At 70.9% G+C, this 23,012-nt stretch carries 23 protein-coding genes and 1 pseudogene; 20 read left to right on the forward strand and 4 right to left on the reverse strand.

Annotated elements, in window-relative coordinates; all coding sequences use genetic code 11:
* The first annotated feature begins 6 nt into the window (after window positions 1–6).
* Complete coding sequence (locus tag H305_RS0126400) at window positions 7–354, forward strand: hypothetical protein (RefSeq protein ID WP_028803062.1); 348 nt, start codon at window positions 7–9, stop codon at window positions 352–354.
* 139 nt (window positions 355–493) lie between these two features.
* Here the strand turns inward: H305_RS0126400 and H305_RS0126405 are convergent, their stop codons facing one another.
* Window positions 494–2,191: a chitinase gene (locus tag H305_RS0126405; protein ID WP_199791458.1), complete on the reverse strand. Its 1,698-nt coding sequence runs from the start codon at window positions 2,189–2,191 to the stop codon at window positions 494–496.
* A 403-nt stretch (window positions 2,192–2,594) separates the two neighbouring features.
* Here H305_RS0126405 and H305_RS0126410 point away from each other — a divergent pair, with 403 nt between their 5' ends.
* The 15 genes from H305_RS0126410 (at window position 2,595) to H305_RS0126480 (ending at window position 15,968) form a co-directional block, all read left to right on the forward strand.
* A complete protein-coding gene (locus tag H305_RS0126410; protein WP_037765410.1) occupies window positions 2,595–3,476 on the forward strand; it encodes a hypothetical protein in 882 nt (293 codons plus the stop codon).
* A 90-nt stretch (window positions 3,477–3,566) separates the two neighbouring features.
* Window positions 3,567–4,280, forward strand: coding sequence for a Flp pilus assembly protein CpaB (gene cpaB / locus H305_RS0126415; protein WP_028803065.1), 714 nt, complete (start codon window positions 3,567–3,569; stop codon window positions 4,278–4,280).
* A gap of 38 nt (window positions 4,281–4,318) precedes the next feature.
* Window positions 4,319–5,935: an AAA family ATPase gene (locus tag H305_RS0126420; RefSeq protein ID WP_028803066.1), complete on the forward strand. Its 1,617-nt coding sequence runs from the start codon at window positions 4,319–4,321 to the stop codon at window positions 5,933–5,935.
* A complete protein-coding gene (locus H305_RS0126425; protein WP_051370977.1) occupies window positions 5,932–6,345 on the forward strand; it encodes a TadE family protein in 414 nt (137 codons plus the stop codon). The genes H305_RS0126420 and H305_RS0126425 overlap by 4 nt, the downstream gene beginning before the upstream one ends.
* 18 nt (window positions 6,346–6,363) lie before the next feature.
* Window positions 6,364–7,704, forward strand: coding sequence for a CpaF family protein (locus H305_RS0126430; RefSeq protein WP_028803068.1), 1,341 nt, complete (start codon window positions 6,364–6,366; stop codon window positions 7,702–7,704).
* A 64-nt stretch (window positions 7,705–7,768) separates the two neighbouring features.
* Window positions 7,769–8,710, forward strand: coding sequence for a type II secretion system F family protein (locus H305_RS0126435; protein ID WP_028803069.1), 942 nt, complete (start codon window positions 7,769–7,771; stop codon window positions 8,708–8,710).
* A 13-nt stretch (window positions 8,711–8,723) separates the two neighbouring features.
* Window positions 8,724–9,614 carry a DUF5936 domain-containing protein gene (locus tag H305_RS0126440; RefSeq protein ID WP_028803070.1) on the forward strand — a complete coding sequence of 297 codons (891 nt, stop codon included), beginning with the start codon at window positions 8,724–8,726 and terminating at the stop codon, window positions 9,612–9,614.
* Window positions 9,614–11,041, forward strand: coding sequence for a sensor histidine kinase (locus tag H305_RS0126445; RefSeq protein WP_078629260.1), 1,428 nt, complete (start codon window positions 9,614–9,616; stop codon window positions 11,039–11,041). The genes H305_RS0126440 and H305_RS0126445 overlap by 1 nt, the downstream gene beginning before the upstream one ends.
* Window positions 11,034–11,765 carry a response regulator gene (locus tag H305_RS0126450; RefSeq protein ID WP_028803072.1) on the forward strand — a complete coding sequence of 244 codons (732 nt, stop codon included), beginning with the start codon at window positions 11,034–11,036 and terminating at the stop codon, window positions 11,763–11,765. The genes H305_RS0126445 and H305_RS0126450 overlap by 8 nt, the downstream gene beginning before the upstream one ends.
* Before the next feature lie 117 nt (window positions 11,766–11,882).
* Complete coding sequence (locus tag H305_RS0126455; protein WP_051370979.1) at window positions 11,883–12,116, forward strand: hypothetical protein; 234 nt, start codon at window positions 11,883–11,885, stop codon at window positions 12,114–12,116.
* The gene (locus H305_RS0126460) at window positions 12,113–12,721 is read left to right on the forward strand and encodes a pilus assembly protein TadG-related protein (RefSeq protein WP_199791460.1); all 609 of its coding nucleotides are present in this window, start codon (window positions 12,113–12,115) and stop codon (window positions 12,719–12,721) included. The genes H305_RS0126455 and H305_RS0126460 overlap by 4 nt, the downstream gene beginning before the upstream one ends.
* Window positions 12,722–12,736: 15 nt before the next feature.
* Entirely contained in the window at window positions 12,737–13,333 is a 597-nt protein-coding gene (locus H305_RS0126465; protein WP_028803075.1) for a hypothetical protein, read from the forward strand.
* A 3-nt stretch (window positions 13,334–13,336) separates the two neighbouring features.
* Window positions 13,337–13,960: an OmpA family protein gene (locus tag H305_RS0126470; RefSeq protein ID WP_028803076.1), complete on the forward strand. Its 624-nt coding sequence runs from the start codon at window positions 13,337–13,339 to the stop codon at window positions 13,958–13,960.
* A gap of 149 nt (window positions 13,961–14,109) precedes the next feature.
* Window positions 14,110–14,982, forward strand: a complete 873-nt coding sequence (locus H305_RS0126475) for an LLM class flavin-dependent oxidoreductase (RefSeq protein ID WP_028803077.1) — start codon at window positions 14,110–14,112, stop codon at window positions 14,980–14,982.
* A 215-nt stretch (window positions 14,983–15,197) separates the two neighbouring features.
* Window positions 15,198–15,968: a class I SAM-dependent methyltransferase gene (locus H305_RS0126480; protein WP_420708135.1), complete on the forward strand. Its 771-nt coding sequence runs from the start codon at window positions 15,198–15,200 to the stop codon at window positions 15,966–15,968.
* A gap of 3 nt (window positions 15,969–15,971) precedes the next feature.
* Here H305_RS0126480 and H305_RS0126485 read toward each other — a convergent pair whose 3' ends face one another.
* On the reverse strand, window positions 15,972–17,141 hold the full coding sequence (locus H305_RS0126485; protein WP_028803079.1) for a winged helix DNA-binding domain-containing protein: 1,170 nt from the start codon (window positions 17,139–17,141) through the stop codon (window positions 15,972–15,974).
* A 78-nt stretch (window positions 17,142–17,219) separates the two neighbouring features.
* On the opposite strand from H305_RS0126485, the gene H305_RS0126490 reads away from it, so the two are divergent.
* On the forward strand, window positions 17,220–17,582 hold the full coding sequence (locus tag H305_RS0126490; RefSeq protein ID WP_028803080.1) for a winged helix-turn-helix transcriptional regulator: 363 nt from the start codon (window positions 17,220–17,222) through the stop codon (window positions 17,580–17,582).
* Window positions 17,583–17,781: 199 nt separating this feature from the next.
* Here H305_RS0126490 and H305_RS47135 read toward each other — a convergent pair whose 3' ends face one another.
* Both H305_RS47135 and mgrA read right to left on the reverse strand, forming a co-directional pair.
* Window positions 17,782–18,117 (reverse strand): DUF192 domain-containing protein, encoded by a 336-nt coding sequence (locus H305_RS47135; protein WP_037765415.1) that lies wholly within the window; start codon window positions 18,115–18,117, stop codon window positions 17,782–17,784.
* A 389-nt stretch (window positions 18,118–18,506) separates the two neighbouring features.
* A complete protein-coding gene (gene mgrA / locus H305_RS0126500; protein WP_028803082.1) occupies window positions 18,507–19,544 on the reverse strand; it encodes an L-glyceraldehyde 3-phosphate reductase in 1,038 nt (345 codons plus the stop codon).
* 177 nt (window positions 19,545–19,721) lie between these two features.
* On the opposite strand from mgrA, the gene H305_RS0126505 reads away from it, so the two are divergent.
* From H305_RS0126505 to H305_RS0126515, 3 genes and pseudogenes are all read left to right on the forward strand, one after another.
* Window positions 19,722–20,495 (forward strand): isoprenyl transferase, encoded by a 774-nt coding sequence (locus tag H305_RS0126505; protein WP_028803083.1) that lies wholly within the window; start codon window positions 19,722–19,724, stop codon window positions 20,493–20,495.
* Window positions 20,496–20,825: 330 nt separating this feature from the next.
* The gene (locus H305_RS0126510) at window positions 20,826–22,151 is read left to right on the forward strand and encodes a PhoH family protein (RefSeq protein ID WP_028803084.1); all 1,326 of its coding nucleotides are present in this window, start codon (window positions 20,826–20,828) and stop codon (window positions 22,149–22,151) included.
* 398 nt (window positions 22,152–22,549) lie between these two features.
* A pseudogene (locus H305_RS0126515) lies at window positions 22,550–23,012 on the forward strand (lytic transglycosylase domain-containing protein); the annotation flags it as partial.

The raw sequence follows: 23,012 nt of genomic DNA on the forward strand, positions 1-23,012 counted from the left end.
GCAGGCATGCGAGAGTTCGACGCGGACCAGGTCCGGGAACTGGTGGCGGGCCCGAAGTTCTACGAGGACCGGTCGGAGCGGGTCTGTCCCGCCTGCGGGCACTCCGCGGTGCGCACCTACGTGTACCGCAGTCACATCCGCGTGCGCCCCTCACTGATCAGCTACATGTGGTGCGCCCACTGCCGGCGCTTCAAGGGGTGGACCGGACCCGACCTCGGGACCTTCGACTTCACCGACCCGATGGAGAAGCTGTCGACGGACGAACGTGCCGCCATGGCGAAGGACTTCGGCGGCTTCTTTTGGAACCTGGACAGGCTGTGGGACTCCGGCGAGCTGCCCCAGCAGTTCTCGTGAGACGGGGCGCCGCCGCTCGTGGGGCCGTCGCGGCCCCGGGGCGGGAGGGGCCGCGGCGCGGGCGGTCGCCCCCGGACGCGGTCCGGCCCCGGCTGTGGCGCAGCCGGGGCCGGACCTTCGTCCTGCTGACGGGGAGGGGTCAGCCGAGGGCGTGCACGTGCGGTCCGACCGCGTTCGACCAGGCGTTGCCCGCCGACGCGTCCCAGTTCGTCGACCAGGTCATCGCGCCGCGCAGACCCGGGTACGTCCTGGAGGGCTTGAAGGAACCGCAGCTGGTGCCCTTGGCCAGGCAGTCGAGGGCGTTGTTCACGATCGTCGGGGAGACGTAGCCGCTGCCCGCCCCGCTGGTGGAGGCGGGGAGACCGAGACCCACCTGCGACGGGGCGAGGCCGCCCTCCAGCTGGATGCAGGCGAGGGCCGTCAGGAAGTCGACCGAGCCCTGCGAGTACACCTTGCCGTCGCAGCCGAGCATCGAGCCGCTGTTGTAGTACTGCATGTTGACGACGGTGAGGATGTCCTTGATGTTCAGGGCCGTCTGGAAGTAGGAGTTCGACGTGGACTGCATGTCGATCGTCTGCGGGGCCATCGTGATGACGAGGGACGAGCCCGCCTTCGAGGACAGGGAGCGCAGCGCCTGCGTCATGTAGGTCGCGTTGAGGCCGTTCTCCAGGTCGATGTCGACGCCGTCGAAGCCGTACGTCCGCATCAGGGAGTAGACGGAGTCGGCGAAGTTCGTCGCGGACGTGGAGTCGCTCACCGACACGGTGCCGTTCTGGCCGCCGATGGAGATGATGACCTTCTTGCCCGCGGCCTGCTTGGCCTTGATGTCCGCCTTGAACTGGTCGACGGTGTAGCCGCCGAGCCCGGCCGAGTCGAGGCTGAAGCCGACCGCGCCCGGCGTGCCGGTCGCGTCGGCGAAGGCCACGGCGATGATGTCGTACTGCGACTGGACGTCGGAGATCTTCTGGACCGTGGCGCCGTTGTTGAAGTTCTGCCAGTAGCCCGTCACCGCGTGCGCCGGTACGGCGCCGCCCCCGCCGCCGCCCGAGGAGGCGGTGGTGGTGCCGGTGACGGCCGACGACTTGACCGACTCGCCGGCCGAGTTCGTGGCGGTGACCTGGAAGGAGTACGAGGTGGAGGCGGCGAGTCCGGAGACGGTCGCGGAGGTGCCCGTCACCGACTGGACCTTCGTGGCGCCCTGGTAGACGTTGTAGCCCGTGGCGCCCGAGACCGTGTTCCAGGCGAGCGAGACGGACGAGGAGGTCGTGGACGAGACGGCCAGACCGCCGGGTGCCGCGGGGACGGTCGGGGCGGGATCGCCGCCACCGCCCCCGTCGGGTCCGAACACCGACAGGTCGTCCGCGTAGTACGCGGCCTGTCCGTACCAGCCGTGCGTGTAGACGGTGACCGAGGTCGTCGACGAACCGGTGGTGAACGTCGTCGTCAGCTGCTTCCAGGACGAGGAGTCGGGCGTCCACGTCGACACGTCGGTGGTCCCCGTGCCGGTCGCGCCGAGGTAGGTGTAGCCGCCCTGGACCCACGCGCTCAGCGTGTACGTCGAGTTGGGCTTGACCGCGACGGTCTGGGTGCACTTGGCGTTGTCCTGCCCGGCGGGCGTGGCCTTCAGGGCCGCCGAGCCGCCGTGCACCGGTGAGGAGACGGTCGTGCCGCTGCCCGCGGAGCACGTCCAGTTGCCGAGGCCCGACTCGTAGCCGCCGTTCTTGACGTTGTTGACGTCGGCGGCCGCGGCGTCGGTGGCCAGGCCGGTGAGGGTGAGGGCAGACGCGGCGAGCGCGGCGGAGAGGAGCCCCGCCCAGACGCGTCTGCGTCCGGGCATGCCTGATACGCGGTCCACTGGGACCTCCGTGAGGGGAAGGGGAGGGAAGGGGGGAAGAAGGGGAGGCGTACGGGGAGGTGCGGAACGGTGGCCACCGTTGGGTGTACAAGTTGGTCCAGACCAATTCGGTTGTCAAGACCTCCGGATTCCGCGAACTCCTCAACGGGTACGCCGGAGAGTGGAGTTGTGGCATATTCGGATCACTCTCCGTTGATCACTCCCCCACCTTCGGTGAGTTGATCTCGCGAAGTCGGTGTTGAGCGGGGCATGCCGTGGATATGGTGCTGATGCAAGAGGACGTCACAGTGACGATCTGTGGCCATCTGTGACGTTCCATGGCGATAAAGGGGCGATCTGAGGCGGTGGTTGACCACCCCGCCGCAGCGAACGGGGTGTGTGCAGCGTGCCGACCGCGATAGCCGTCACCAGTCCCGACCTGGTGTTTCCGCCGCACGACCGGCAGACCCCGCCCGCGGTCGTCCACCCGCTCGACACCCTCGAAAGCTCCCTCACCGCACTGCACGCCCTCGTCGAGCAGCACGGGTACGTCATCGCGCTGCACTCGTCCTGTGCCGAGGACTCCGTCGTCCAGCGGCTGTACGCCGCCCGCTCCGTCCTGGAGAGCGACCGCGTCGCGCTGCTCGCCGTCGACCTGCCGCCGCTCGGACTCGCCCTGCTGGCCCAGCAGTTGAGGCAGCTCTCGGTCTGCGACTTCAGCCCCGGAGTGCTCGCCTCCGCGGCCCGTCTGCTCGCGCACTACATCTACGCCGGAGCCCTGCTCGGCTCGGTCGCCAAGCTCGACCGCGTCCCGGTGTCGCTGAAGTCGCACGCCAAGTCCTGGGTCCCGGGCGCCCAGTTCGCCGTACTGGCCAACCCGCGGCCCGAACTCGTCAGGGTCGGCCAGGAGGAGCTCCCCGGGCCCGAGTTCGGCACCCGGATGCACGTCGCCGACGGCCAGCCACCCTCCGACTGGGTCACCGCGACCCTCGCGCCCGGCTGGCGCGTGCAGGGCGTCGCGACCGTCCCGCTGCCGCAGGAATCGACCCGCTGGTGGGGCACGTCACGGCTCACCGAGTTCGCCGCCGGTCTGTACGACGTCTCCGTGCTCTACCAGCTCGTGTCGTCGGTCCGGCGCGACGAGTGCCACTGGTGCGGCCTCGAACTCATCGGTGACCGCTGCGGGTTCTGCGCCGCGCCCCTGCCGCCACCACCCGCGCAGGAGCTTCCGGCCACCGCCGTGCGGGCAGCATCCTCCGTACGCGCCCTGCCCCGGGGTGCCACCTAGGCACACGCGTACCAGCACGACCGATCGACCCCGCCGTCCCCCGCAGATCGAGGTTGTCCGGATCATGCTCCATCACCGAGGTGAGATGTAGTGAACTCGCGCCAGCGCCGCGGCGTCATCCTGCTGGTCCTCTCGGCCCTGTGCGCCCTCGGCGCCTTCGCCGGAGTGCTCTCGGTGATCCGCGACGTGAACTCCAAGGTCGGACCGGAGGTGGCGGCGTACCGCCTCAAGGGCGACATCGCGCCCTACAAGGAGCTGACGGCCGACCAGTTCCAGAAGATCTCCATGCCCGAGCGCTGGCTGTCGTCCACCGCCGTCACCAGCCTCGCCCAGATCCGCGGCAAGATCGCGGTGACCCGGCTGGAGAAGGGCTCGCTGCTCCAGACCGACATGATCGTGGACCGGCCCGCGCTCGACGCGGGCCAGCAGGAGATCGCCATCATGATCGACGCGTCGACGGGAGTCGCCGGCAAGATCGACCCCGGCTCGCGGGTCAACATCTACGCCACCTTCAAGGCCGAGAACGACAAGGGCACCGACCAGTCCAAGGTCATCGTCGAGAACGCCCGCGTCATCGACGTCGGCAGGCTCACCGCCCTCGACCCCGCCCAGTCCAGCTCCGACCGCCGCAACAGCGCCAACCAGGCCGTCCCGATCACCTTCGCGCTCGACACGGCCGACGCCCAACGCGTGGCGTACGCGGAGTCGTTCGCGGAACACGTACGTCTCGCCCTGGTCGCCGGCGGCTCCGACGCGTCCGTCGCGCCCGGCGACCGCACGTACACCCTCGACGAGGACAAGTAGGAGGCGCGCATGAGGACCGTCCCCGGGGGGCTTCGCCGATGACCATCCGCATCCTCCCCGCCGTCGGCGACATCGACTCGGCCCGGGCGCTCACCACCCTGCTCAGCCAGCTCGCCGACGCCGAACCGGCCCCTCCCGTCCCCGACTCCACGGCCCTCCTCGACACCCTCGCCCGCCTCGCCGGGGAGTCCCTCGACGAGCTGCCCGAAGTGGTGCTGGTCCACGAACGCATCGGCCCCGTCCCGGCGCTGGAGCTGATCCGCGACCTGGTGATGCGCTTCCCGGCCGTCGGCGTCGTCCTCATCACCGCCGACAACAGCACCGCCGTGCTGACCGCCGCCATGGACTCCGGCGCCCGCGGCATCATCGGCCTGCCCCTCGGCTACGACGCCCTCGCCGAACGCGTCCAGGCGGCCGCCACCTGGTCCGCCGGCATGCGCCGCCACCTGCACAGCGGAACCCCCGAGCTGTACACCGGCCCCGGCGGCGCCGTCCTCACGGTGACCGGGGCCAAGGGCGGCGTCGGCGCCACCGTCACGGCCGTCCAGCTCGCCCTGGCGGCGCGCGCGTCCGGCCGCACCGTCGCCCTGCTCGACCTGGACCTCCAGTCCGGCGACGTGGCGTCCTATCTGGACGTACAGTTCCGCAGGTCGGTCGCCGACCTGGCGGGCATCAGCGACATCAGCCACCGCGTCCTCCAGGACGCCGTGTACACCCACGACAGCGGCATCGGCCTGCTGCTGGCACCCGCGGAGGGCGAACGCGGCGAAGAGGTCACCGACCGGGTCGCCCGCCAGGTCCTCGGCACCCTGCGCTCCCGCCACGACGTGGTGGTCGTCGACTGCGGCTCCCAGATGAACGCCGCCACCGCGGCGGCCGTGGAGATGGCCGACCAGGCGCTGCTCCTCGTCACCCCCGACGTCGTCGCCGTGCGGGCCGCCAAGCGCATGGTCCGCATGTGGGACCGCCTCCAGATCCGCAAGGCCGAGGAGACCACCACGGTCGTCAACCGGCACACCCGCGCCACGGAGATCCAGCCCTCCCTCGTCGAACGCGTCACCGGCACCAGGGTCGCCCGGACCGCGGTCCCCGCCGCCTTCAAGGAACTCCAGTCCGTCGTCGACGCCGGACGGCTCCAGGACCTCGACAGCCGCTCCACCGTGAAACAGGCCCTCTGGACGCTCGCCGGCGAGCTGGGCCTGGTCGTCGCGCAGGACGGCGGGGGAGGAGGCCGGCGCCGCAAGGCGCCCGCGGACCGCGGCGCGCTGACGCTGCGGCGCCGGGGCGGCGACCGGGGCGCGGTCACCCTCGAATTCGCCGGGATGTTCCCGCTGCTGCTGGTCGTCATGACGATCCTGTGGCAGTGCGTGCTGTACGGCTACTCGTACTCCCTGGCCGGGAACGCCGCCGACGAGGCGGCCCGCGCTGCGACAGCGGCGTACGCGGTCGACGGGGACTACGCGGGCGCCTGTGGCGCGGCGGGCGGCAAACATCTGCCCGGCGCCTGGAAGGACGCCGACATCGCCTGCACCCCCGCGGGCCCCGTCATGAAGGCCGACGTCGAGGTCGACGTGCCGCTGTTCTTCCCGGGCTTCGACGCGGGCTGGCACGTGAGCGGCAGCGCGGGCGCGGCACTGGAGAGGGACGACGGATGAGCCCGCCCGCAACGCGCCGCCGCGGCACTGGAGAGGGACGACGGATGAGCCCGCCCGCAACGCGCCGCCGCTGGGACGACCGGGGCGTCTCCATCCTGGAGTTCACCGGGTTCCTGCCCGTCCTGCTCCTCATCGGCATGGCCGCCATCCAGCTCGGCCTCGTCGGCTACGGCGTCAACCAGGCCGGCTCGGGAGCGCGCGCCGCGGCCCGGGCCGCCTCGCAACGCGACGGGGACGGAGTGGCCGCGGGGAACGCCGCCGTCAGCGGATGGCTGGACCCCGCCGTGCCCCAGCCGGCCAAGGGCGCCGACACCACGACCGCCACCGTCACCGTCCACGTCCCCTCCGTCATCCCCTTCCTCGGCGGCTGGGACGTGACCCGTCACGCCACCATGCCCACCGACGACTGACCGGGAGGAGCCGCACCCATGAGCCTGCGATCCCGCATCGCCGCCCCCGACGAGAGGGGACCGGGGCGTGAGGACGGACACCTCGTCGCCGTCTACCGCGCCAAGCTCCTCGAAGAGATCGACCTCGCCGAGATGTCGAGCCTCGCGGCGGCCGAGCGCCGGGTACGCCTCGAACGCGTACTGGGCCACATCATCAGCCGGGAGGGCCCCGTGCTCTCCTCCGCGGAACGCTCCCAGCTGATCCGCCGCGTGGTGGACGAGGCCCTCGGACTCGGCGTCCTCGAACCACTGCTCGCCGACGCGTCGATCACCGAGATCATGGTCAACGGACCGGACTCGATCTTCGTGGAGCGCGCCGGCCGCGTCGAGCAGCTCCCCCTGCGCTTCGCCTCCGACGAACAGCTCATGCAGACCATCGAACGCATCGTCTCCACGGTCAACCGGCGCGTGGACGAGTCGAACCCGATGGTCGACGCCCGCCTCCCCACCGGCGAACGCGTCAACGTCATCATCCCGCCGCTCGCCCTCACCGGCCCGACCCTCACGATCCGCCGCTTCCCGCGCGCCTACACCCTGCCCGAACTCATCGGACTCGGCTCGCTCGACGAACAGATGCTCATGCTGCTCGCGGCCTTCGTGCGGGCCCGCTTCAACGTCATCGTCAGCGGCGGCACGGGCAGCGGGAAGACCACCCTGCTGAACGCCCTCTCCGGACTCATCCCCTCGCACGAGCGCATCATCACCATCGAGGACTCGGCCGAGCTCCAGCTCCAGCAGGAGCACGTCATCCGCCTGGAATCCCGGCCCCCGAACGTGGAGGGCAAGGGCCAGATCACCATTCGCGACCTGGTCCGCAACTCCCTGCGCATGCGCCCCGACCGCATCATCGTCGGCGAGGTCCGCGGCGGTGAGACCCTCGACATGCTCCAGGCCATGTCCACGGGCCACGACGGTTCACTCGCCACCGTCCACGCCAACTCGGCCGAGGACGCCCTCATGCGCCTGCAGACCCTCGGCTCGATGTCCGAGGTACAGATCCCCTTCGAGGCACTGAAGGACCAGATCAATTCCGCCGTCGACGTCGTCGTCCAGCTCACCCGGCACGCCGACGGCTCCCGCAAGGTCACCGAGATCGCTTTGCTCGTCTCCCACGGCCGCGAACAGTTCCGCGTCACACCCGTCACCCGCTTCGTGCCCCGCCCCGCCGGACCCGACCGTGTCGTCCACGGCCACTTCGAACACCTCCCCCTGCCGCGCGTCGTCGCGGAGAAGCTGTACGTCGCCAACGAGCCGCTGCCGCCCGCCTTCGGCGTCACCGAGGCCATCGACGTCCTCAACACCAGGCAGGCCATCGGATGACGCCCACGACCGGGAAGCACCGGGCAGGCCGCCGGACACCGCCCACGACCGAGAGGAGCGAGCCGTGAACAACCCCGCCCTCCTCGCCCTCGGCGCGACCGTGCTGTGCGGCACCCTCGCCTTCGCGGGCGTCCACACGTACGCCTCCGGCCGCGCCCAGCGCCAGGCACTCGTCGACCGGCTCTCCGGCGGCGGCCCGCTGCGCACCGCGGCAGGCCGGGTACGCCGCTTCGCGGGCATCGACCGCCGGCTGCGCCGTACCCGCCTCGGCCGCGCGATCCACCTGCGCCTGTCCGCGACCGGACTCGACCTGACGGCAGGGGAGTTCTTCACCTACGTCACCGCCGTCGTCGCCGCCCTCTGGCTGATCGCGGCCGCCACCCTCGCCCCCTTCTTCGGCCCGATCGCCGCGCTCGTGGGCGTCTGGAGCGCCGCCATCTTCCTCAACTGGCAGCGACAGAAACGCATCGAGGCCTTCATCAACCAACTGCCCGACGTGGCACGCCTGCTGGCGAACGCGACCGCCGCCGGCCTCGCCCTGCGCACCGCCCTCGCCATGGCGGCCGAGGAACTGGAGGCCCCGGCCGGAGAGGAACTCGCCCACGTCGCCCACCAGCTGACGCTGGGCAGGACCGTCGACGACGCCCTCGCCGAGCTCTCCGAACGCCTGCCCTCCCGCGAGCTGATCGTCCTCGTCACCACCCTCGTCCTCGCCAACAAGGCGGGCGGCTCGGTCGTCAGCTCCCTGCGCAACCTCACCCAGACCCTGGAGGACCGCAAGGAGACCCGCCGCGAGGTCCGCACCATGCTCTCCGAGGTGAACGCGACCGCCTTCACCGTCCCGTTCCTCGGCGTCGGCTCACTGGTGCTGATCAACTCGTCGAACGAGGGAGCCCTCGCCCGCGTCACCGGCTCCCCGCTCGGCCAGGGGCTCGTCCTGCTCGCCCTCGGCCTCTACACCGTCGGGTTCTTCGTCATCCGCCGTCTCGGCAAGATCGAAGTGTGAGGGAGGTATCACCATGCCGCCGCTGCTGCTCGCCGTCCTGATGGGCCTGGCCGTCGCGGGCGTCCTCCTGGGCATCCGCATGATCCGCGCCGACGCCAGACTCCCCAGCGACCTCTCCCTCGCCCTGGAGGTCGGCGCGAGCCGCGTCTCCAAGGCCGACTCGGCCGTCGACCGCCTCGGCATGCGCTTCGCGCCCGCGGTGCTGCGCCTGATGGGCCCCCGCCGCGTCGACGCCAAGCGTCGCCGCATCGACATGGCGGGCAACCCCGGCGGCCTGACCCTCAACCGCTACGCCGCCCGCCGCGCCGTCTACGGCGTCTTCGGCGTCGTCCTCGCCTTCGTCTTCCTCTCCAACGGACAGCTCCTCTTCGCCGCGCTGGCCCTCGCCTTCGGCCTGCTGGCCGCCGACGCCCTCATCTGGCAGGCCGTCCGCGAACGCAAGGAGGTCATCGACCGCACCCTCCCCGACTTCCTCGACGTCCTCGCCGTCGTGGTCTCCGCCGGCCTCGGCTTCCGCCAGGCCCTCGACCGGGTCGCCGAGAAGTACGAGGGCCCGTGGGCGGACGAACTGCGCATCACCCTGCGTCAGATGGACATGGGCGTCAGCCGCCGTCAGGCATTCGACGAACTGCGCAGGCGCAACTCCTCCGAGCAGGTGTCCCAGTTCGTCTCCGCCCTCCAGCAGGGCGAGGAACTCGGCTCCCCGATCGCCGAGACCCTCATCCAGCTCGCCACGGACATGCGCCGCACCGACGCCCAGAACGCCCGGCGCCGCGCCGCCAAGACCATCCCCAAGGCGACCATGGTGACCCTCGTCTTCATGCTCCCCGCGACGATGATCCTCATCGCTACCGGCATGTTCCTCGGGTCGGGCACCGACTTCGGCTCGATCCTGGGCCGCTGATGAACGGCCTCCGCGCCCCTGCGGGCGTCCACCCCCAGGCCCCAGGCCCCCGGCCCCGCACGGACCTCGCCGGGCGACGGAGCCCCCGCACGGCCACCGGCCTCCGCCGCCTCGCCGGCCGCCTCCGCCCCGGCTGGCCCAAGGGCGGCGGCGCCGGCTACCTGGCGGACGACGCACCGCCCCCCGGCAGCGTCCGCCTCCAGCTCAACGCACTCCAGGCCCTGTGCCGCCAGGCCTTCGCCGTACGGCTGGCCGCCATCGCCATCGGCGCCCCCTTCGCCATGACGAACGCGGCCGACGGCCTGCCGCGCCACGCGGTCCTCGCCGCCGCCGTCCTCGGCGTCATGGGCTCGTACGCCATGCTCAGGGACTGGGAGCGCTTCGGCCCCCGGCTGCTGGCCCACCCCACCCTGATGGCCGTCGACCTGACCTTCGCATCGGTACTCCTGCTCACCGCGTCGCCCGCCTCACCGCTCGCGTACGCGACCGTCTGCACCCCCCTCCTGTCGGGCCTGCTGTACGGCTGGCGCGGCAGCGGCGTCTTCACCGGACTCCAGCTGATCGTCCTCCTCACCGTCTTCCGGGCCTGGGAACACCGTCCCGGAGCGGGCGCCAACACCCTCCTCATCGCCGGATTCTGCGTCGGCGCCGGCATCATCGGCGTCACCCTGCGCAACCTGATGTTCCGGTTCGGCACCGCCAGCCAGGCCCTGGCCGAGGCCACCTCCCGGCTCGCCGTCGCGGAGGCCGTGGAGTCCGAACGGGCCCGCCTCGCCCGGGAGATGCACGACTCGGTCGCCAAGACCCTGCACGGCCTCGCGCTCGCGGCGGAGGCACTGGCCGGATCCGCGGAGTCCGGCGACCCCGCCACGCTCAAGCGCCAGGCGACGACGGTGGCCGACGCGGCACGCCTCGCCGCCGGCGAGTCCCGGGCCCTGCTCTGCGACCTGCGCCGTCACACCGACCTGACCGCACCGCCAGACATGGACCTCCTGCCCGAACTCCGCACCCGCACAGCCGACTTCCAGGCCCGCACGCACCTCGCCACCGACCTGCGGCACCGCGGCGGCCCTCCGGTCCTGCCCCGAACCACCGCCCGGCACGTCCTGGCGATCGCGTCCGAAGCCCTGGAGAACATTCACCGCCACGCCGACGCCACCCGTGCAGCCGTCGAACTCGAGGTCACCGACCACGATTTCACGCTCCGGATTCAGGACGACGGGTCCGGCCTTCCCTCCGGAGTGACCCTCGACGACCTGACGAGAACCGGCCACTTCGGTCTGCTCGGCATGACGGAGCGGGCCGCCACCCTCGGCGCTCGCCTCCGCCTGCACCGGCCCATGCAGGGAGGCACCGAGATCCACCTGACGCTCCCGCTCCCCGCAGCCGCCCCCCACACCCCCCGACAGGAGGCCGCTCATGCCTGACCAGGCGCTCTCCGGCCCGCCCCTGCGCGTACTCGTGGCCGACGACAACCCGGTCGTGCGGGCGGGACTCACCGCCCTGCTGGGCGGCCACCCCGACATCGAGGTCGTCGCCGCGGCGGCGGACGGCGACGAGGCCCTCGAATCCGCCGCCCGCCTCCGCCCCGACGTCGTCCTCCTCGACGTCCGCATGCCCGGCACGGACGGCCTCACGGCGCTGCCCCGGCTGTCCCGGCTCGCCCCCGTGATGATGCTGACCTACAGCCGCGAACCCGAGGTCGTGGCCGAAGCGCTGCGCCGCGGCGCCTCCGGATACCTCGTCCATGGCGAGTTCACCGCCGCCGAACTCATCACCGCGGTACGGGATGTGCGGGCGGGACGGCCCACTGGCTCGGTTTCGCCCAGCGTTTCGCACGAACCGAACGAAATCTCTTCGCATCTGCAATCGGTTGTGGCACAGTCGTCGAAGGCTCGACTCGCACACACGGCGGGGCTGCACCGCCGCGCCCCCGACCAGGCCGACTTCGGCCTGAGTTCAAGGGAGGTGGAGGTCATGGATCTCATCGCGTCCGGCATGAACAACCAGCAGATCGCCGCCGCCTGCTTCATCAGCGAGAAGACCGTCAAGAATCACATCAACCGCATCTTCGCGAAGCTGCACGCTTCCTCGCGCAGCGAAGCGATCGCCCAGTGGCTGGGCACGTCGCGCGAGGGGTGGACCCGATGACACCACCCTTCGCCCCACGCCGGGGAAGTTGGGCCCCTGGGCCCACTCGCAGTAGGCGCTCTCTCACGTACGGTGCACGGGTCGGTGGTTGTGGCGTCGGGTGGGAGGGCAGGGGCCGTGGTGACGAAGGACTGGAAGCTCAGGGCGACGGTTCGCGTGGAAACCTGGGCGAGCACGGTCTCCGACCGGATGCGCGGCCGGAAGCGGGACGCCGGGGCCGGATTCGTGGAGTATGCGGGCCTGATGATCATCATTGCGGGGATCTTCACCTTGATCGATCAGCTGGGGCTGGATGGGCTGATCTCGGGTGCGATCGGGGACGCCGTGAATCAGGTCATCGGCGGCGGCTGACGAGCACAGGCCTTCGCGGCGATCAAGGGCAGACTCTCCCGATCTACATCTGGCTGACGGGGATTCTGCTCTTCGCCGCGCTCGCCTTCTTCGCGTTCGCCCAGGCAGCGTCCGTCCGCAATGGAGCTCAATCCGCGGCGGACGCTGCGGCGTTGGCTGCGGCGCAGGATGCCCGGGACGAGTTGATCGACCACCTGACGGACGCCATCGGCCAGGACGACGACTGGCTGGCCTGGCTGGACGGCGGCCAGGGCCTCCCCGGCACGGGTGCGGCGGCCGCGGCCCAGCAGCTGGCCGCGGAGAACGACTCGACGCTCCAAGGCGTACAGCCCGTCACGAAGAACGGCTATCCCGGGTATCAGGCCGACATCCAGACCAACTACACCGTCGGCGACTCGATCATTCCCGGCACGGAGAACAAGCGGGCCACGGCCCACGCCGTCGCCATCATCAAGCCGCGTTGCGATTTCGATCCGGACGCGGATCCCGAGAAACCCGTCGAACTGAGCTGTGACGGGGAGATCGTGAACATAGATCCCGGGGACTTCGATCCGGACGAACTCCCGGACGCGTCCGTGCTGTTCTCCGTGCGACTGGCCGAGTGAGAGGAAGCCGTACCGATGGACTTTCGGCACACCATGAGGGGCCGCAGTGCACTGAGCGCGGCTGCGGTCCTGAGTGGCCTGCTCCTGACGGTGACCGGCTGCGGTGGAGGCGGCAGCGACGACGAGGGCAAGTCGAAGGCGGAGTCCTCTGCGCCTTCCTCGTCCGGCAAGGATGACGGGGGCGGCCAGAAGCAGTCACAGACGCCATCCTCGGACAAGGTTCTGGCGACGGCGAAGGACGGCGACATCTCCGTCACGATCAATTCTGCTCTCCGTGATGCAGGCGGCTTCGTCACCGTGTCGGGCAACGTCAGGAACGATGGTGCAAAGTCCTGGCTCGGCGCCAATTGGGTCAGTGACGAGCGAGAGTTGCGCAAGAACGGCGGCTCACTGGCAGGTGCCAACCTGGTGGACACCCAAGGCAAGAAGAAGTACCTCGTTCTGAGGGACACCTCTGGCCACTGCCTGTGCACGAAGTTCAGCGGTCAGATCAGCCCGGGCGGCACAGCCGAGTGGTACGCGCAATTCCCCGCTCCCCCGGAAGGCACCACCAAGGTCGACTTCCAGGTCGGTACCATGCCCCCCGCCTCCATCGAGATCTCCGAGGGCTGACCCATGGCCCTCAGCCGCCGTGGCACCGCGACGACTCTGACGACTCTCGCTGTGCTGGTCACTCTGGGCAGCCCCTCCGGCCCGGCATACGCCGACGACGACCCCAGCGCCCCACCCGGCAGCGTCACCACGTCCCCGCCCCCCGAGGTGGACGCCAACAGCCCCGGGCTGAAGCTCGCCGACGGCGCCACGCTCGCGCCCGCGAAGGTGCTGGACATCAAGTCCGTCGTGGAGGACCTCGGCGGGGAGGAACGCCGGGAGGACACGAACGAGGACGTGTCGTTCGCGCTCCAGGCGGAGGTGCTCTTCCCCAAGGACAGTTCGAAGCTGAACCCGGAGGCCCGTTCCCGGATCCAGGCGATCGCGGACGAGATCAAGGCACAGAAGGCGACGACCGTGCGGGTCTTCGGCTTCACCGACAATCTCGGCTCCTACGCGCACGGGCTGACCCTGTCGAAGAAGCGTGCCGAGGCCGTCCACGACGTCCTCGCCGGGGACCTCGGATCGACGGACATCACCTTCGAGGTGCGGGGTTACAGCGAGGACTACCCGATCGCCGACAACACCTCGGAGCAGGGCCGCAGGAAGAACCGCCGTGTGGAGGTGACGTTCCCGCGGGGCGGCTGAGGCGGCAGGTGGCGGCGCCGCGCCGTCCTGGTGCCGTAGGGCCTGGGACGCCGCGGTCGGGATCAAGGGTGCCGAAGCCGGCGACAGCGGCAACACCGCCGAGACGTAATGAGGTTGCCCGTGACAACCGCTCTCGGTAGGAAGGCCGTATGACTGGACTCGGCGCCGTGTTCCGGCCCCAACTGCCTCCCGAGCGACTCCGCTCCCTCGCACGACTGGCGGACTCCGAGGGACTCGAAGAACTGTGGCTGTGGGAGGACTGCTTCCTCGAAGGCGGCGTCTCCGCCGCCTCGGCCGCGCTCGCCTGGACGGAACGGCTGCGGGTGGGCGTGGGCCTGTTGCCCGTCCCCCTGCGGAACGTCGCGGTCACCGCGATGGAAGCCGCCACGCTGCACCGCCTGTTCCCCGGGCGCGCGGTGCTCGGTGTGGGCCACGGCGTCCAGGACTGGATGGGGCAGGTCGGCGCGCGGGCGGAGTCGCCCGTGACCCTGCTGCGTGAGCACCTCCAGGCGCTGCGCGCCCTGCTGCGGGGCGAGCGGGTGACCACGGACGGACGGTACGTGAAGCTCGACGGCGTCGCACTGGACTGGCCGCCCGCGGAGGCGCCCGAGGTGTTCACGGGTGCCACCGGCCCGCGCACGCTCCGGCTCGCGGGCGAGGCCGCCGACGGCACCATCCTCACCGCCTCCACCACCCCCGAAGGCGTACGCCGCGCCCGCCTCCTCATCGACGAGGGCCGGCGGGCGGCGGACCGCACGGGACACCACCCGGTGGTCGTCTACCTCCACACCGCCACCGGGCCGGGCGCCGCCGCCCGGCTGCGCGCCGAGATCGAGGCCGACGGCGAGAAGCCGGTGCCGGACCACGGAGCCGCCGGGGACGCGGAGGCCGTCGCCGAGGCCGTGCGGCGACTCGCGGACGCGGGCGCCGACACCGTGGTCCTCCAGCCCACCGCCGACGAGCCGGACCCCGAGGGCTTCATCCGCTTCGCCGCGCGGGAGGTGCGCCCCCTCGTCCGCTGAGGGAGCCCCGTCGGTGCGGGGGGCGTGGCGGTCCCGGGCAGGCAGCCGGCTCCCGGCCCGCCTCACCCGGGCCGGTGGTCGCCCCTCGCCCCGTCGATCAGCTCCCGCACGACGTCCAGATTCGTCGTCATGCCCGGAACGTAGCAGCGGCCACCGACAGTGCCGCCGGGGAAAATGCGTGGCTCCGGCACGCGGCCGCTGGGAGGATGCCCGCCATGGACAGCGGCAGCCGCACGTTCGAGGACCTCGTCGCCGAGGCCGCAGCCGTCTCCGTCGACGGCTGGGACTTCTCCTGGTTCGAGGGCCGGGCCACGGAGGAGCGGCCCTCGTGGGGGTACGCGAAGGCGATGGGGCAGCGACTGGCCGGCGCGACGGCCGCGCTGGACATCCAGACCGGCGGCGGCGAAGTCCTCGACTCCGCACCGCAGCTGCCGCCGCTCATGGTGGCGACCGAGGGCTGGCCGCCGAACGTCGCCCGGGCCACCGCCCTGCTGCACCCGCGCGGCGCGGTGGTCGTCGCCTCCCCGGAGCAGGCGCCGCTCCCGTTCGCGGCCGAGGCCTTCGACCTGGTCACCAGCCGTCATCCCGTGGACACGGACTGGGCGGAGATCGCCCGGGTCCTGCGCCCCCACGGCACCTACTTCTCCCAGCAGATCGGCCCCGCGAGCGCCGTGGAACTCGTCGAGTACTTCCTCGGACCGCAGCCGGAGGAGCGGAAGAACGCCCGTGCCCCGGAGCGTGCCCGGGCCGCCGCCGAGGCCGCCGGGCTCGACGTGGTGGACCTGCGGGCGGAGCGGCTGCGCATCGAGTTCTTCGACATCGGGGCCGTCGTCCACTTCCTGCGCAAGGTGATCTGGATGGTCCCCGGCTTCACCGTCGACGCGTACCGGCCGCTGCTGCGCTCGCTGCACGAACGGATCGGGGCGGAGGGCCCGTTCGTCACCCATGGCGCCCGATTCCTGATCGAGGCGCGCAAGCGGGCGTAGGGGTCAGGCGTGCGGTCCCGCGGTCACCGTTCCGACCACCAGTTCCGGTGTCGCCTCCAGGACCTCGCCGATCCGCTCCACGCGCTCGGCGAGCTCCCGCCCGGCGGCGGCCGTCAGCTCGCCCAGCGGCTCGACCGTGACCGTGGTGCGCCGGCCCCGGCGCCGCTGGTGCCAGACGCCGGCGACCACGCCGTCGACGAGCAGGACGGGATGGTTGCCGGCCTGCCCGCCCGCCAGGGCGCGTCGGTACGCCGCCCCGGGGAACAGCACCTCGCGCGGCTGGACCGCGATGCCGTACGCGTCGAAGTACGGCAGCAGTCGCACCCCGTGGACCGGCTTCTGCGGGAACTTTGTGTCGGCCGCCACGACCCACGCCGGGCCGTCCAAGAAGTTCACCTCCTCGATCTCCCCGTTCGCGGCCAGCGAGGCGAACAGCTCGCCGGCCCAACCGCGCGGCGCGGCGGCCCACTTGGCGAAGTGCGCCGGGGTGGCGGGACCGTACGCGGTCAGATAGCGGTGGACGAGCCGGGAGATCCCCTGCGCGCGAGCGGCCGTCTCGTCCGTGTCGAGCGGCGTGAAGCGCGGCGGCCGGGTGTAGGTGACCTTGCGGCCCCTGTTCGGGCCGAGGCACAGCGCGCCGCGCTGGCCCGCCCGGTGCATCACCTGCCGCCAGCGCGGCCACATGCCCTGGAAGGCGGGCATCACGAGGTCGCCGGCCCAGGGTCCGGTGCGCCGTACGACCTCCTCGCTCAGCTCGTCGACGGTGAGGCAGGCGCCGTCGAGGGCGTCGCCGATCGCCGCGACGACCTCGTCCGCCTGCGCCGCGGTCAGCCGGACAGCAGGTGCGAACGCGTTCGGACCGGCGGGGATCGCGGTCAACGCGGCCGTCCAGAGAGGAAGTTCCGCGGTCGGCAGCAGGTGCAGGGTGCCGCGCGGACCGAACGTCTTCACCAGCGACCGGTCCTCCCACAGCGCCGTGCGCACGTCCGCCCGTGTCACCCCGTCCGCGCGCACCCCGACCGACATCTCCGCCGCCGACAGGATCTGCGCGTGTGCGCCGAGCATCGCACCGACCACCCCCGCGAGCGGTGTCCCGGCCGGCGCGGGAACGGCCAGGAACTGCCGCTCCATACGCCGCGCGCTCGCCTCGTCCCATGTGATCCTCAAGGTCATGCGGACGACGCTAGGCGGGAAAGAGGCCAGATTCCGTCCGCTTCCGTCGAAGGCGGCGAATCCGCCGAGGAGTTGACCATGTCGAAGGGCAAGGGCCCCTACACCTGCGGTCTCGATGCCGCCGTGGACGTCGTGGGGGGCAAGTGGAAGCCGATGATCCTGTGGGCGCTGCACGCCGCCGGGACCCTCCGCTTCGGAGAGCTGCGCCGCCACGTCCAGGGGGTCAGCGAGAAGGTGCTGAGCCAGCAGCTGCGCGAACTGGAGGTCGACGGGATCGTGCACCGGGAGGTGTACGGGGAGGTTCCGCCCCGCGTCGAGTACTCACTGACCGAGCTGGGGGAGACGCTGAACACCGCACTGCTGCCGCTGGGGGAATGGGGTGATCGGCACATGCGTGAGCTGATTGACCGAAAACATCCCCATGCGGCATCTGATAGGTGAGATGAGCGTCCATATGTCGGATGTCCCGAGCGGCGACACGGAACCGGCACAGGGTTTCCACATCGTTATCGCCGGTGTCTCGCTTCGGATGTTCGCCTCACGTAAGTTCAGACCAAGGTAATTCGCGTGAGCAAAGCTGCGCGTGTGGCACCGCGCAGAGGAGGGGGCTGCGCGGTGCTGCCTGCATTCTGACGCGCGGTCAGGGGTGCCGCACCGTGACCCGCGCCCCTGGCCGTACGCCCCACCGTTGCATCGCCCCCGCCTCCGCCTCCAGCACGTGCCGGGCCCGTGGCCGGGGCAGGCCCACACGACCAGGGGGCATCGTGCGCACCGCGAGGACCCGGGAGTCGCGGTCCAGGTAGGCGACGTCGATCGCGAACCGCATCCCGAACGTGTGCACCGAGCTCGCCGGGCTCAACAGCAGTGCGCCCTCGATCCCGCCGCGACCGAGCAGGCCCCGGCGCCGGGCGCGCGCCGACAGGGCGAGCTCCAGCGGCACCGGCCCGGTCGTCCGCTCCGTCGTGAAGGTGGCCATGGGTGCGAAGCTAGCGGCCGCGTCAAGCCCTCGGACAGGGCCCCCGTCACCCGCGTGGACTACGTCGCGGCGGGTCGCCGCGGCCGGGGGCGTGTCCATCGGATCTTCCCGGATCCTTCGCGAATCCCTTGGAATCAGTTGTGATTCGGCCATGATCAGGCCCTGAATCGGAGATTCCGCCCCCACCGTGGCGTCGCCGGACGGTTTCGGAGAGTAGTTGTGGCACGCCGATGCACGCAGCATCACTTACGAAGGGTTATGGTGGAAACCCCCCCTCGGGCCGGTCCGTCTCCCCCCCCACGGACCGGCCCGTTTTTCATGCCCGCGGCCGACGGCCCGGCGGGCGCCCCCCGTGCGCCCCGGCCGCCGTACGCGCCGGCCGTGGTGACTCAGCGCCGACCGGCCCAGATGTTCGTGCCCGGCGTCGACACAGCGAACGTGTCGATCTGCTTCAGCTCCTCGTCCGTCAGCTTCGGGGCGGACAGCGCCGCCACGTTCTCCTCCAGCTGCGCCACGCTGGACGCGCCGATGAGGGCCGAGGTCATCCGCTCGTCGCGCAGCACCCAGGTGAGCGCGAGCTGGGCGAGGGACTGGCCGCGGCGGGCCGCGATGTCGTTCAGCCCGTTCAGCCGGCGGACCACCTCGTCGCTGAGGAGGTTCGGGTCCAGCGACTTGCCCTGCGTCGCGCGCGAGCCCTCCGGGATGCCCTTGAGGTACTTGCCCGTCAGCAGGCCCTGCGCCAGCGGCACGAAGGAGATGCAGCCCATGCCGGCGTCCTCCAGCGTGTCGAGCAGACCGTCGTCCTCGGTCCATCGGTTGATCATCGAGTACGAGGGCTGGTGGATGAGCGGGCGGACGCCCATCCCGGTGAGGATGCGGGCCGCTTCGGCGGTCTGCTCGGCGGTGTACGACGACACGCCCACGTATAGCGCCTTGCCCTGCTGCACGGCGGACGCGAGCGCGCCCATCGTCTCCTCCAGCGGGGTGTCCGGGTCGAAGCGGTGCGAGTAGAAGATGTCGACGTACTCCACGCCCATCCGCTTCAGCGAGGCGTCCAGGGACGACAGCAGGTACTTGCGCGAACCCCACTCGCCGTACGGCCCGGGGTGCATGAGGTAGCCCGCCTTGGTGGAGATGACCAGCTCGTCACGGTACGGCGCGAAGTCCTGGCGGAGCAGCTTGCCGAAGTTGAGCTCGGCGGAGCCGGGCGGCGGACCGTAGTTGTTGGCGAGGTCGAAGTGGGTGACGCCCAGGTCGAACGCGCGGCGCAGGATCGCGCGCTGGGAATCGAGCGAACGGTCGTCGCCGAAGTTGTGCCACAGGCCCAGCGAGACGGCGGGCAGCTTGAGGCCGCTGTGCCCCGTACGGCGGTATTCCATCGAGTCGTACCGCTCCGTTGCGGCGCGGTATGCAGACATGTCGTTCATGCATACGAAACTACGACAGGCCGGCGGCGCCCCGGGTGACGGCCCGGCCGTGCGCCCGGGGGCGCTCCCCGGACAGGCGTGCTCCGGGGGTAGGCTTCGCCGACGGGGACCGCCATATGGACAGGGCTCGCGCCCAGCCGCGCACCTGTCGCTTCCACACGGAGGGGCTGACAACACGTGAACCTGCGCGAAAACCTGCGCCGTCTGCTGGTCAGGTTCTATGCACGCAGGGTGGAAGGCCACCTCGACCACGACCAGGTGCCCAAGCACATCGGCGTCATCATGGACGGCAACCGGCGCTGGGCCAAGGCGGCGGGTTCCACGACCGCGCAGGGGCACCGGGCCGGAGCGGACAAGATCGAGGAGTTCCTCGGCTGGTGCTCCGAGACCGACGTCGAGGTCGTCACCCTCTGGCTGCTGTCCACGGACAACTTCGACCGTCCGCAGGAGGAGCTCGTCCCGCTGCTCGGGATCATCGAGCAAGTCGTCCGCACCCTCGCCGCCGACGGCCGCTGGCGGGTGCACCACGTGGGCACGCTCGACCTGCTGCCCCCGCAGATGCAGACGGTCCTCAAGGAGGCCGAGGAGTCCACCGCGCACGTCGACGGGATACTCGTCAACGTCGCCATCGGGTACGGCGGCCGCCAGGAGATCGCCGACGCCGTGCGCTCGATGATCCTCGACGCCGCCGACAAGGGCACCTCGATGGAGGACCTCGCCGACGCCGTCGACGTCGACGCCATCGGCAAGCACCTCTACACCGGGGCCCAGCCGGATCCGGACCTGGTGATCCGCACGAGCGGCGAGCAGCGGCTGTCCGGATTCATGCTCTGGCAGACCGCCCACTCCGAGTACTACTTCTGCGAGGTCTTCTGGCCGGCCTTCCGCAAGGTCGACTTCCTGCGGGCCCTGCGCGACTACGCGGCCCGCCACCGGCGGTACGGCGGCTGATCGGGGCCGGTCCCACGGCCGGTGAAGGACGTCCCGGACCGCGGGACGGGACGCATGTCATCTGGAGTTAACGAACGAGCCGTCATATGCCGTGGCATGGCGTGGCTCGTTAAGGGGCATAAGCCTTCCAGGTCGATGCCCGAACCACGGGTGTCGTATCTCAGCGGACGGCACGGGGCCGTCCGCCCGGGAGGCCCTTTGCACCAGCCCGACCGTGCGGTCAGTACGGACGAAGTGGAGGGCCGGTTTTCGGCCCGCGCATCGGTGCCCGAGACCGGTCCAGATCTCCTTCGTCGCTCCCCGACCTCATCCGAGGGGGTACGTCCTTCCGTGGTGACCAGCACAAAGCGCCACAAGCCAGACCGGCGCACCTATGTTCTCGACACCAGCGTCCTGCTGGCCGACCCCAACGCCCTGAACCGCTTCGACGAGCACGAGGTCGTGCTCCCGATCGTCGTGGTCACGGAGCTGGAGGCCAAGCGGCACCATCCCGAACTCGGCTACTTCGCCCGGCAGGCCCTCCGCCTGCTCGACGAGTTCCGGGTACGGCACGGCCGCCTCGACTCCCCCATCCCGATCGGGGACCTCGGCGGGACCGTACGCGTCGAGCTCAACCACTCGGACCCCAGCGTCCTGCCCAGCGGGTACCGCCTGGGGGACAACGACTCCCGCATCCTGGCGGTCGCCCGCAACCTGCAGGCCGAGGGGTACGACGTCACCGTCGTCTCGAAGGACCTGCCGCTCAGGATCAAGGCGTCCTCCGTCGGTCTCCTCGCCGAGGAGTACCGCGCGGAACTCGCCATCACGGGCTCCTCCGGCTGGACCGGAATGTCCGAACTGACCCTGTCCGGCGAGCAGGTGGACATCCTCTTCGAAGAGGGCCACGCCTACGTGCCCGAAGCGGCCGACCTGCCCGTCCACACGGGCCTGACGATCCAGTCGGAGCGCGGCAAGGCCCTCGGCCGTGTCACCTCCGAGGGCAACGTCCGGCTGGTGCGCGGCGACCGGGAGGCCTTCGGCATCAAGGGCCGCAGCGCCGAGCAGCGCATCGCGCTCGACCTGCTGCTCGACCCCGACGTCGGGATCGTGTCGATGGGCGGCCGGGCCGGCACCGGCAAGTCCGCGCTCGCGCTCTGCGCGGGCCTGGAGGCAGTCCTGGAGCGGCGCCAGCACCAGAAGGTGATGGTCTTCCGCCCGCTGTACGCGGTCGGCGGACAGGAGCTCGGCTATCTGCCCGGCTCCGAGTCCGAGAAGATGGGCCCCTGGGCGCAGGCGGTCTTCGACACGCTCTCCGCGGTCACCAGCCGCGAAGTCATCGAAGAGGTCACGGCGCGCGGCATGCTGGAGGTCCTGCCGCTCACCCACATCCGGGGCCGCTCCCTCCATGACGCCTTCGTGATCGTGGACGAGGCGCAGTCCCTGGAACGGAATGTCCTGCTGACCGTGCTGTCACGGATCGGGGCGAATTCCCGGGTTGTCCTCACCCATGACGTGGCACAAAGGGACAATCTGCGTGTCGGCCGGTACGACGGAGTCGTCGCCGTCGTGGAGAAATTGAAGGGGCATCCGCTCTTCGCGCATGTCACCCTCAACCGGTCCGAGAGGTCCCAGATTGCTGCCCTTGTGACCGAAATGCTGGAGGACGGGCAGATCTGACCCCACCTGTTCAAAGGGTGGCGGATACACGGTAGTTGGCGCCGTCCGGCAAAGGCGAAAAGCCTAGCCGGGCGGCGTCCTGGCGTGTGCTCGTTTCCGTAAAACTTCCGGGGCAAACGAGGTGTGAGCTTTCACACGCAACGCAGAATTGCCTTGCGGCGTCCGGTTACGGCAGAGTCTCACTCCTGTCAGGCCCCGCATACGACACACCTGTACCCCCAGCGGTACGGCACAACAGGAACCTCAGAACTCCATAGAGCCGTCGTATGCCGCCCGCGCACCACGCGGCGCTCCCCTCGCGGGAGTTGCCCACCGGGCCCGTGCCTCCCGTGACCCCGCAGTTGGGAGGCCAGCGCCAAGGGGCACGATTGCGTCCGCGAGGGTCACCTAAGCGGGCGATGCTGGAAGGAAACCGTGTGAGCCGGATTTCGGTCCGGGGATTCGCAGTGGCCTCGGCCACCGCGGTCACCGCTGTCGGAAGCGTCGTCGGAGTTGCCTCGGGCAGCACCGCTCAGCCCTCGAACGACGCCGAGGCGACGGCAAGCGACTCGACCCTCCTCGCGGACATACCCGCGGGCCAGCAGGCCCAGGTGCAGACCGCATCGCTGACCCAGCAGGCCGACGCGCAGGCGATCGCCGCCGACGCGAGCGCCAAGAAGGACGCCGAGGAGGCCGCCCGCAAGCAGGCCGCCGAGGACGCCGTCGCGAAGCAGCAGGCAGCGGAGAAGGCGGCGGAGAAGGCGGAGAAGGAAGCCAAGGAGCGCAAGGCGGCGCAGGAAGCGGCCAGCCGCTCCGCGACGCGTGACGCCTCCAGCTTCTCCGTCCAGAGCTCGTACACCGTTGCGCAGATCCAGGCGATGG

Origin of the sequence: Streptomyces sp. 142MFCol3.1 (genome assembly GCF_000424945.1) — a bacterium.
In the GTDB taxonomy this organism is placed as follows: Bacteria; Actinomycetota; Actinomycetes; order Streptomycetales; family Streptomycetaceae; genus Streptomyces; species Streptomyces siamensis.

Coding starts and splice junctions, on each gene's coding strand:
- H305_RS0126400 (WP_028803062.1), top strand. CDS start 7: ATGCGAGAGTTCGACGCGGACCAGGTCCGGGAACTGGTGGCGGGCCCG.
- H305_RS0126405 (WP_199791458.1), bottom strand. CDS start 2,191: ATGCCCGGACGCAGACGCGTCTGGGCGGGGCTCCTCTCCGCCGCGCTC.
- H305_RS0126420 (WP_028803066.1), top strand. CDS start 4,319: ATGACCATCCGCATCCTCCCCGCCGTCGGCGACATCGACTCGGCCCGG.
- H305_RS0126425 (WP_051370977.1), top strand. CDS start 5,932: ATGAGCCCGCCCGCAACGCGCCGCCGCGGCACTGGAGAGGGACGACGG.
- H305_RS0126430 (WP_028803068.1), top strand. CDS start 6,364: ATGAGCCTGCGATCCCGCATCGCCGCCCCCGACGAGAGGGGACCGGGG.
- H305_RS0126440 (WP_028803070.1), top strand. CDS start 8,724: ATGCCGCCGCTGCTGCTCGCCGTCCTGATGGGCCTGGCCGTCGCGGGC.
- H305_RS0126445 (WP_078629260.1), top strand. CDS start 9,614: ATGAACGGCCTCCGCGCCCCTGCGGGCGTCCACCCCCAGGCCCCAGGC.
- H305_RS0126450 (WP_028803072.1), top strand. CDS start 11,034: ATGCCTGACCAGGCGCTCTCCGGCCCGCCCCTGCGCGTACTCGTGGCC.
- H305_RS0126465 (WP_028803075.1), top strand. CDS start 12,737: ATGGACTTTCGGCACACCATGAGGGGCCGCAGTGCACTGAGCGCGGCT.
- H305_RS0126470 (WP_028803076.1), top strand. CDS start 13,337: ATGGCCCTCAGCCGCCGTGGCACCGCGACGACTCTGACGACTCTCGCT.
- H305_RS0126475 (WP_028803077.1), top strand. CDS start 14,110: ATGACTGGACTCGGCGCCGTGTTCCGGCCCCAACTGCCTCCCGAGCGA.
- H305_RS0126480 (WP_420708135.1), top strand. CDS start 15,198: ATGGACAGCGGCAGCCGCACGTTCGAGGACCTCGTCGCCGAGGCCGCA.
- H305_RS0126485 (WP_028803079.1), bottom strand. CDS start 17,141: ATGACCTTGAGGATCACATGGGACGAGGCGAGCGCGCGGCGTATGGAG.
- H305_RS0126490 (WP_028803080.1), top strand. CDS start 17,220: ATGTCGAAGGGCAAGGGCCCCTACACCTGCGGTCTCGATGCCGCCGTG.
- H305_RS47135 (WP_037765415.1), bottom strand. CDS start 18,117: ATGGCCACCTTCACGACGGAGCGGACGACCGGGCCGGTGCCGCTGGAG.
- mgrA (WP_028803082.1), bottom strand. CDS start 19,544: ATGAACGACATGTCTGCATACCGCGCCGCAACGGAGCGGTACGACTCG.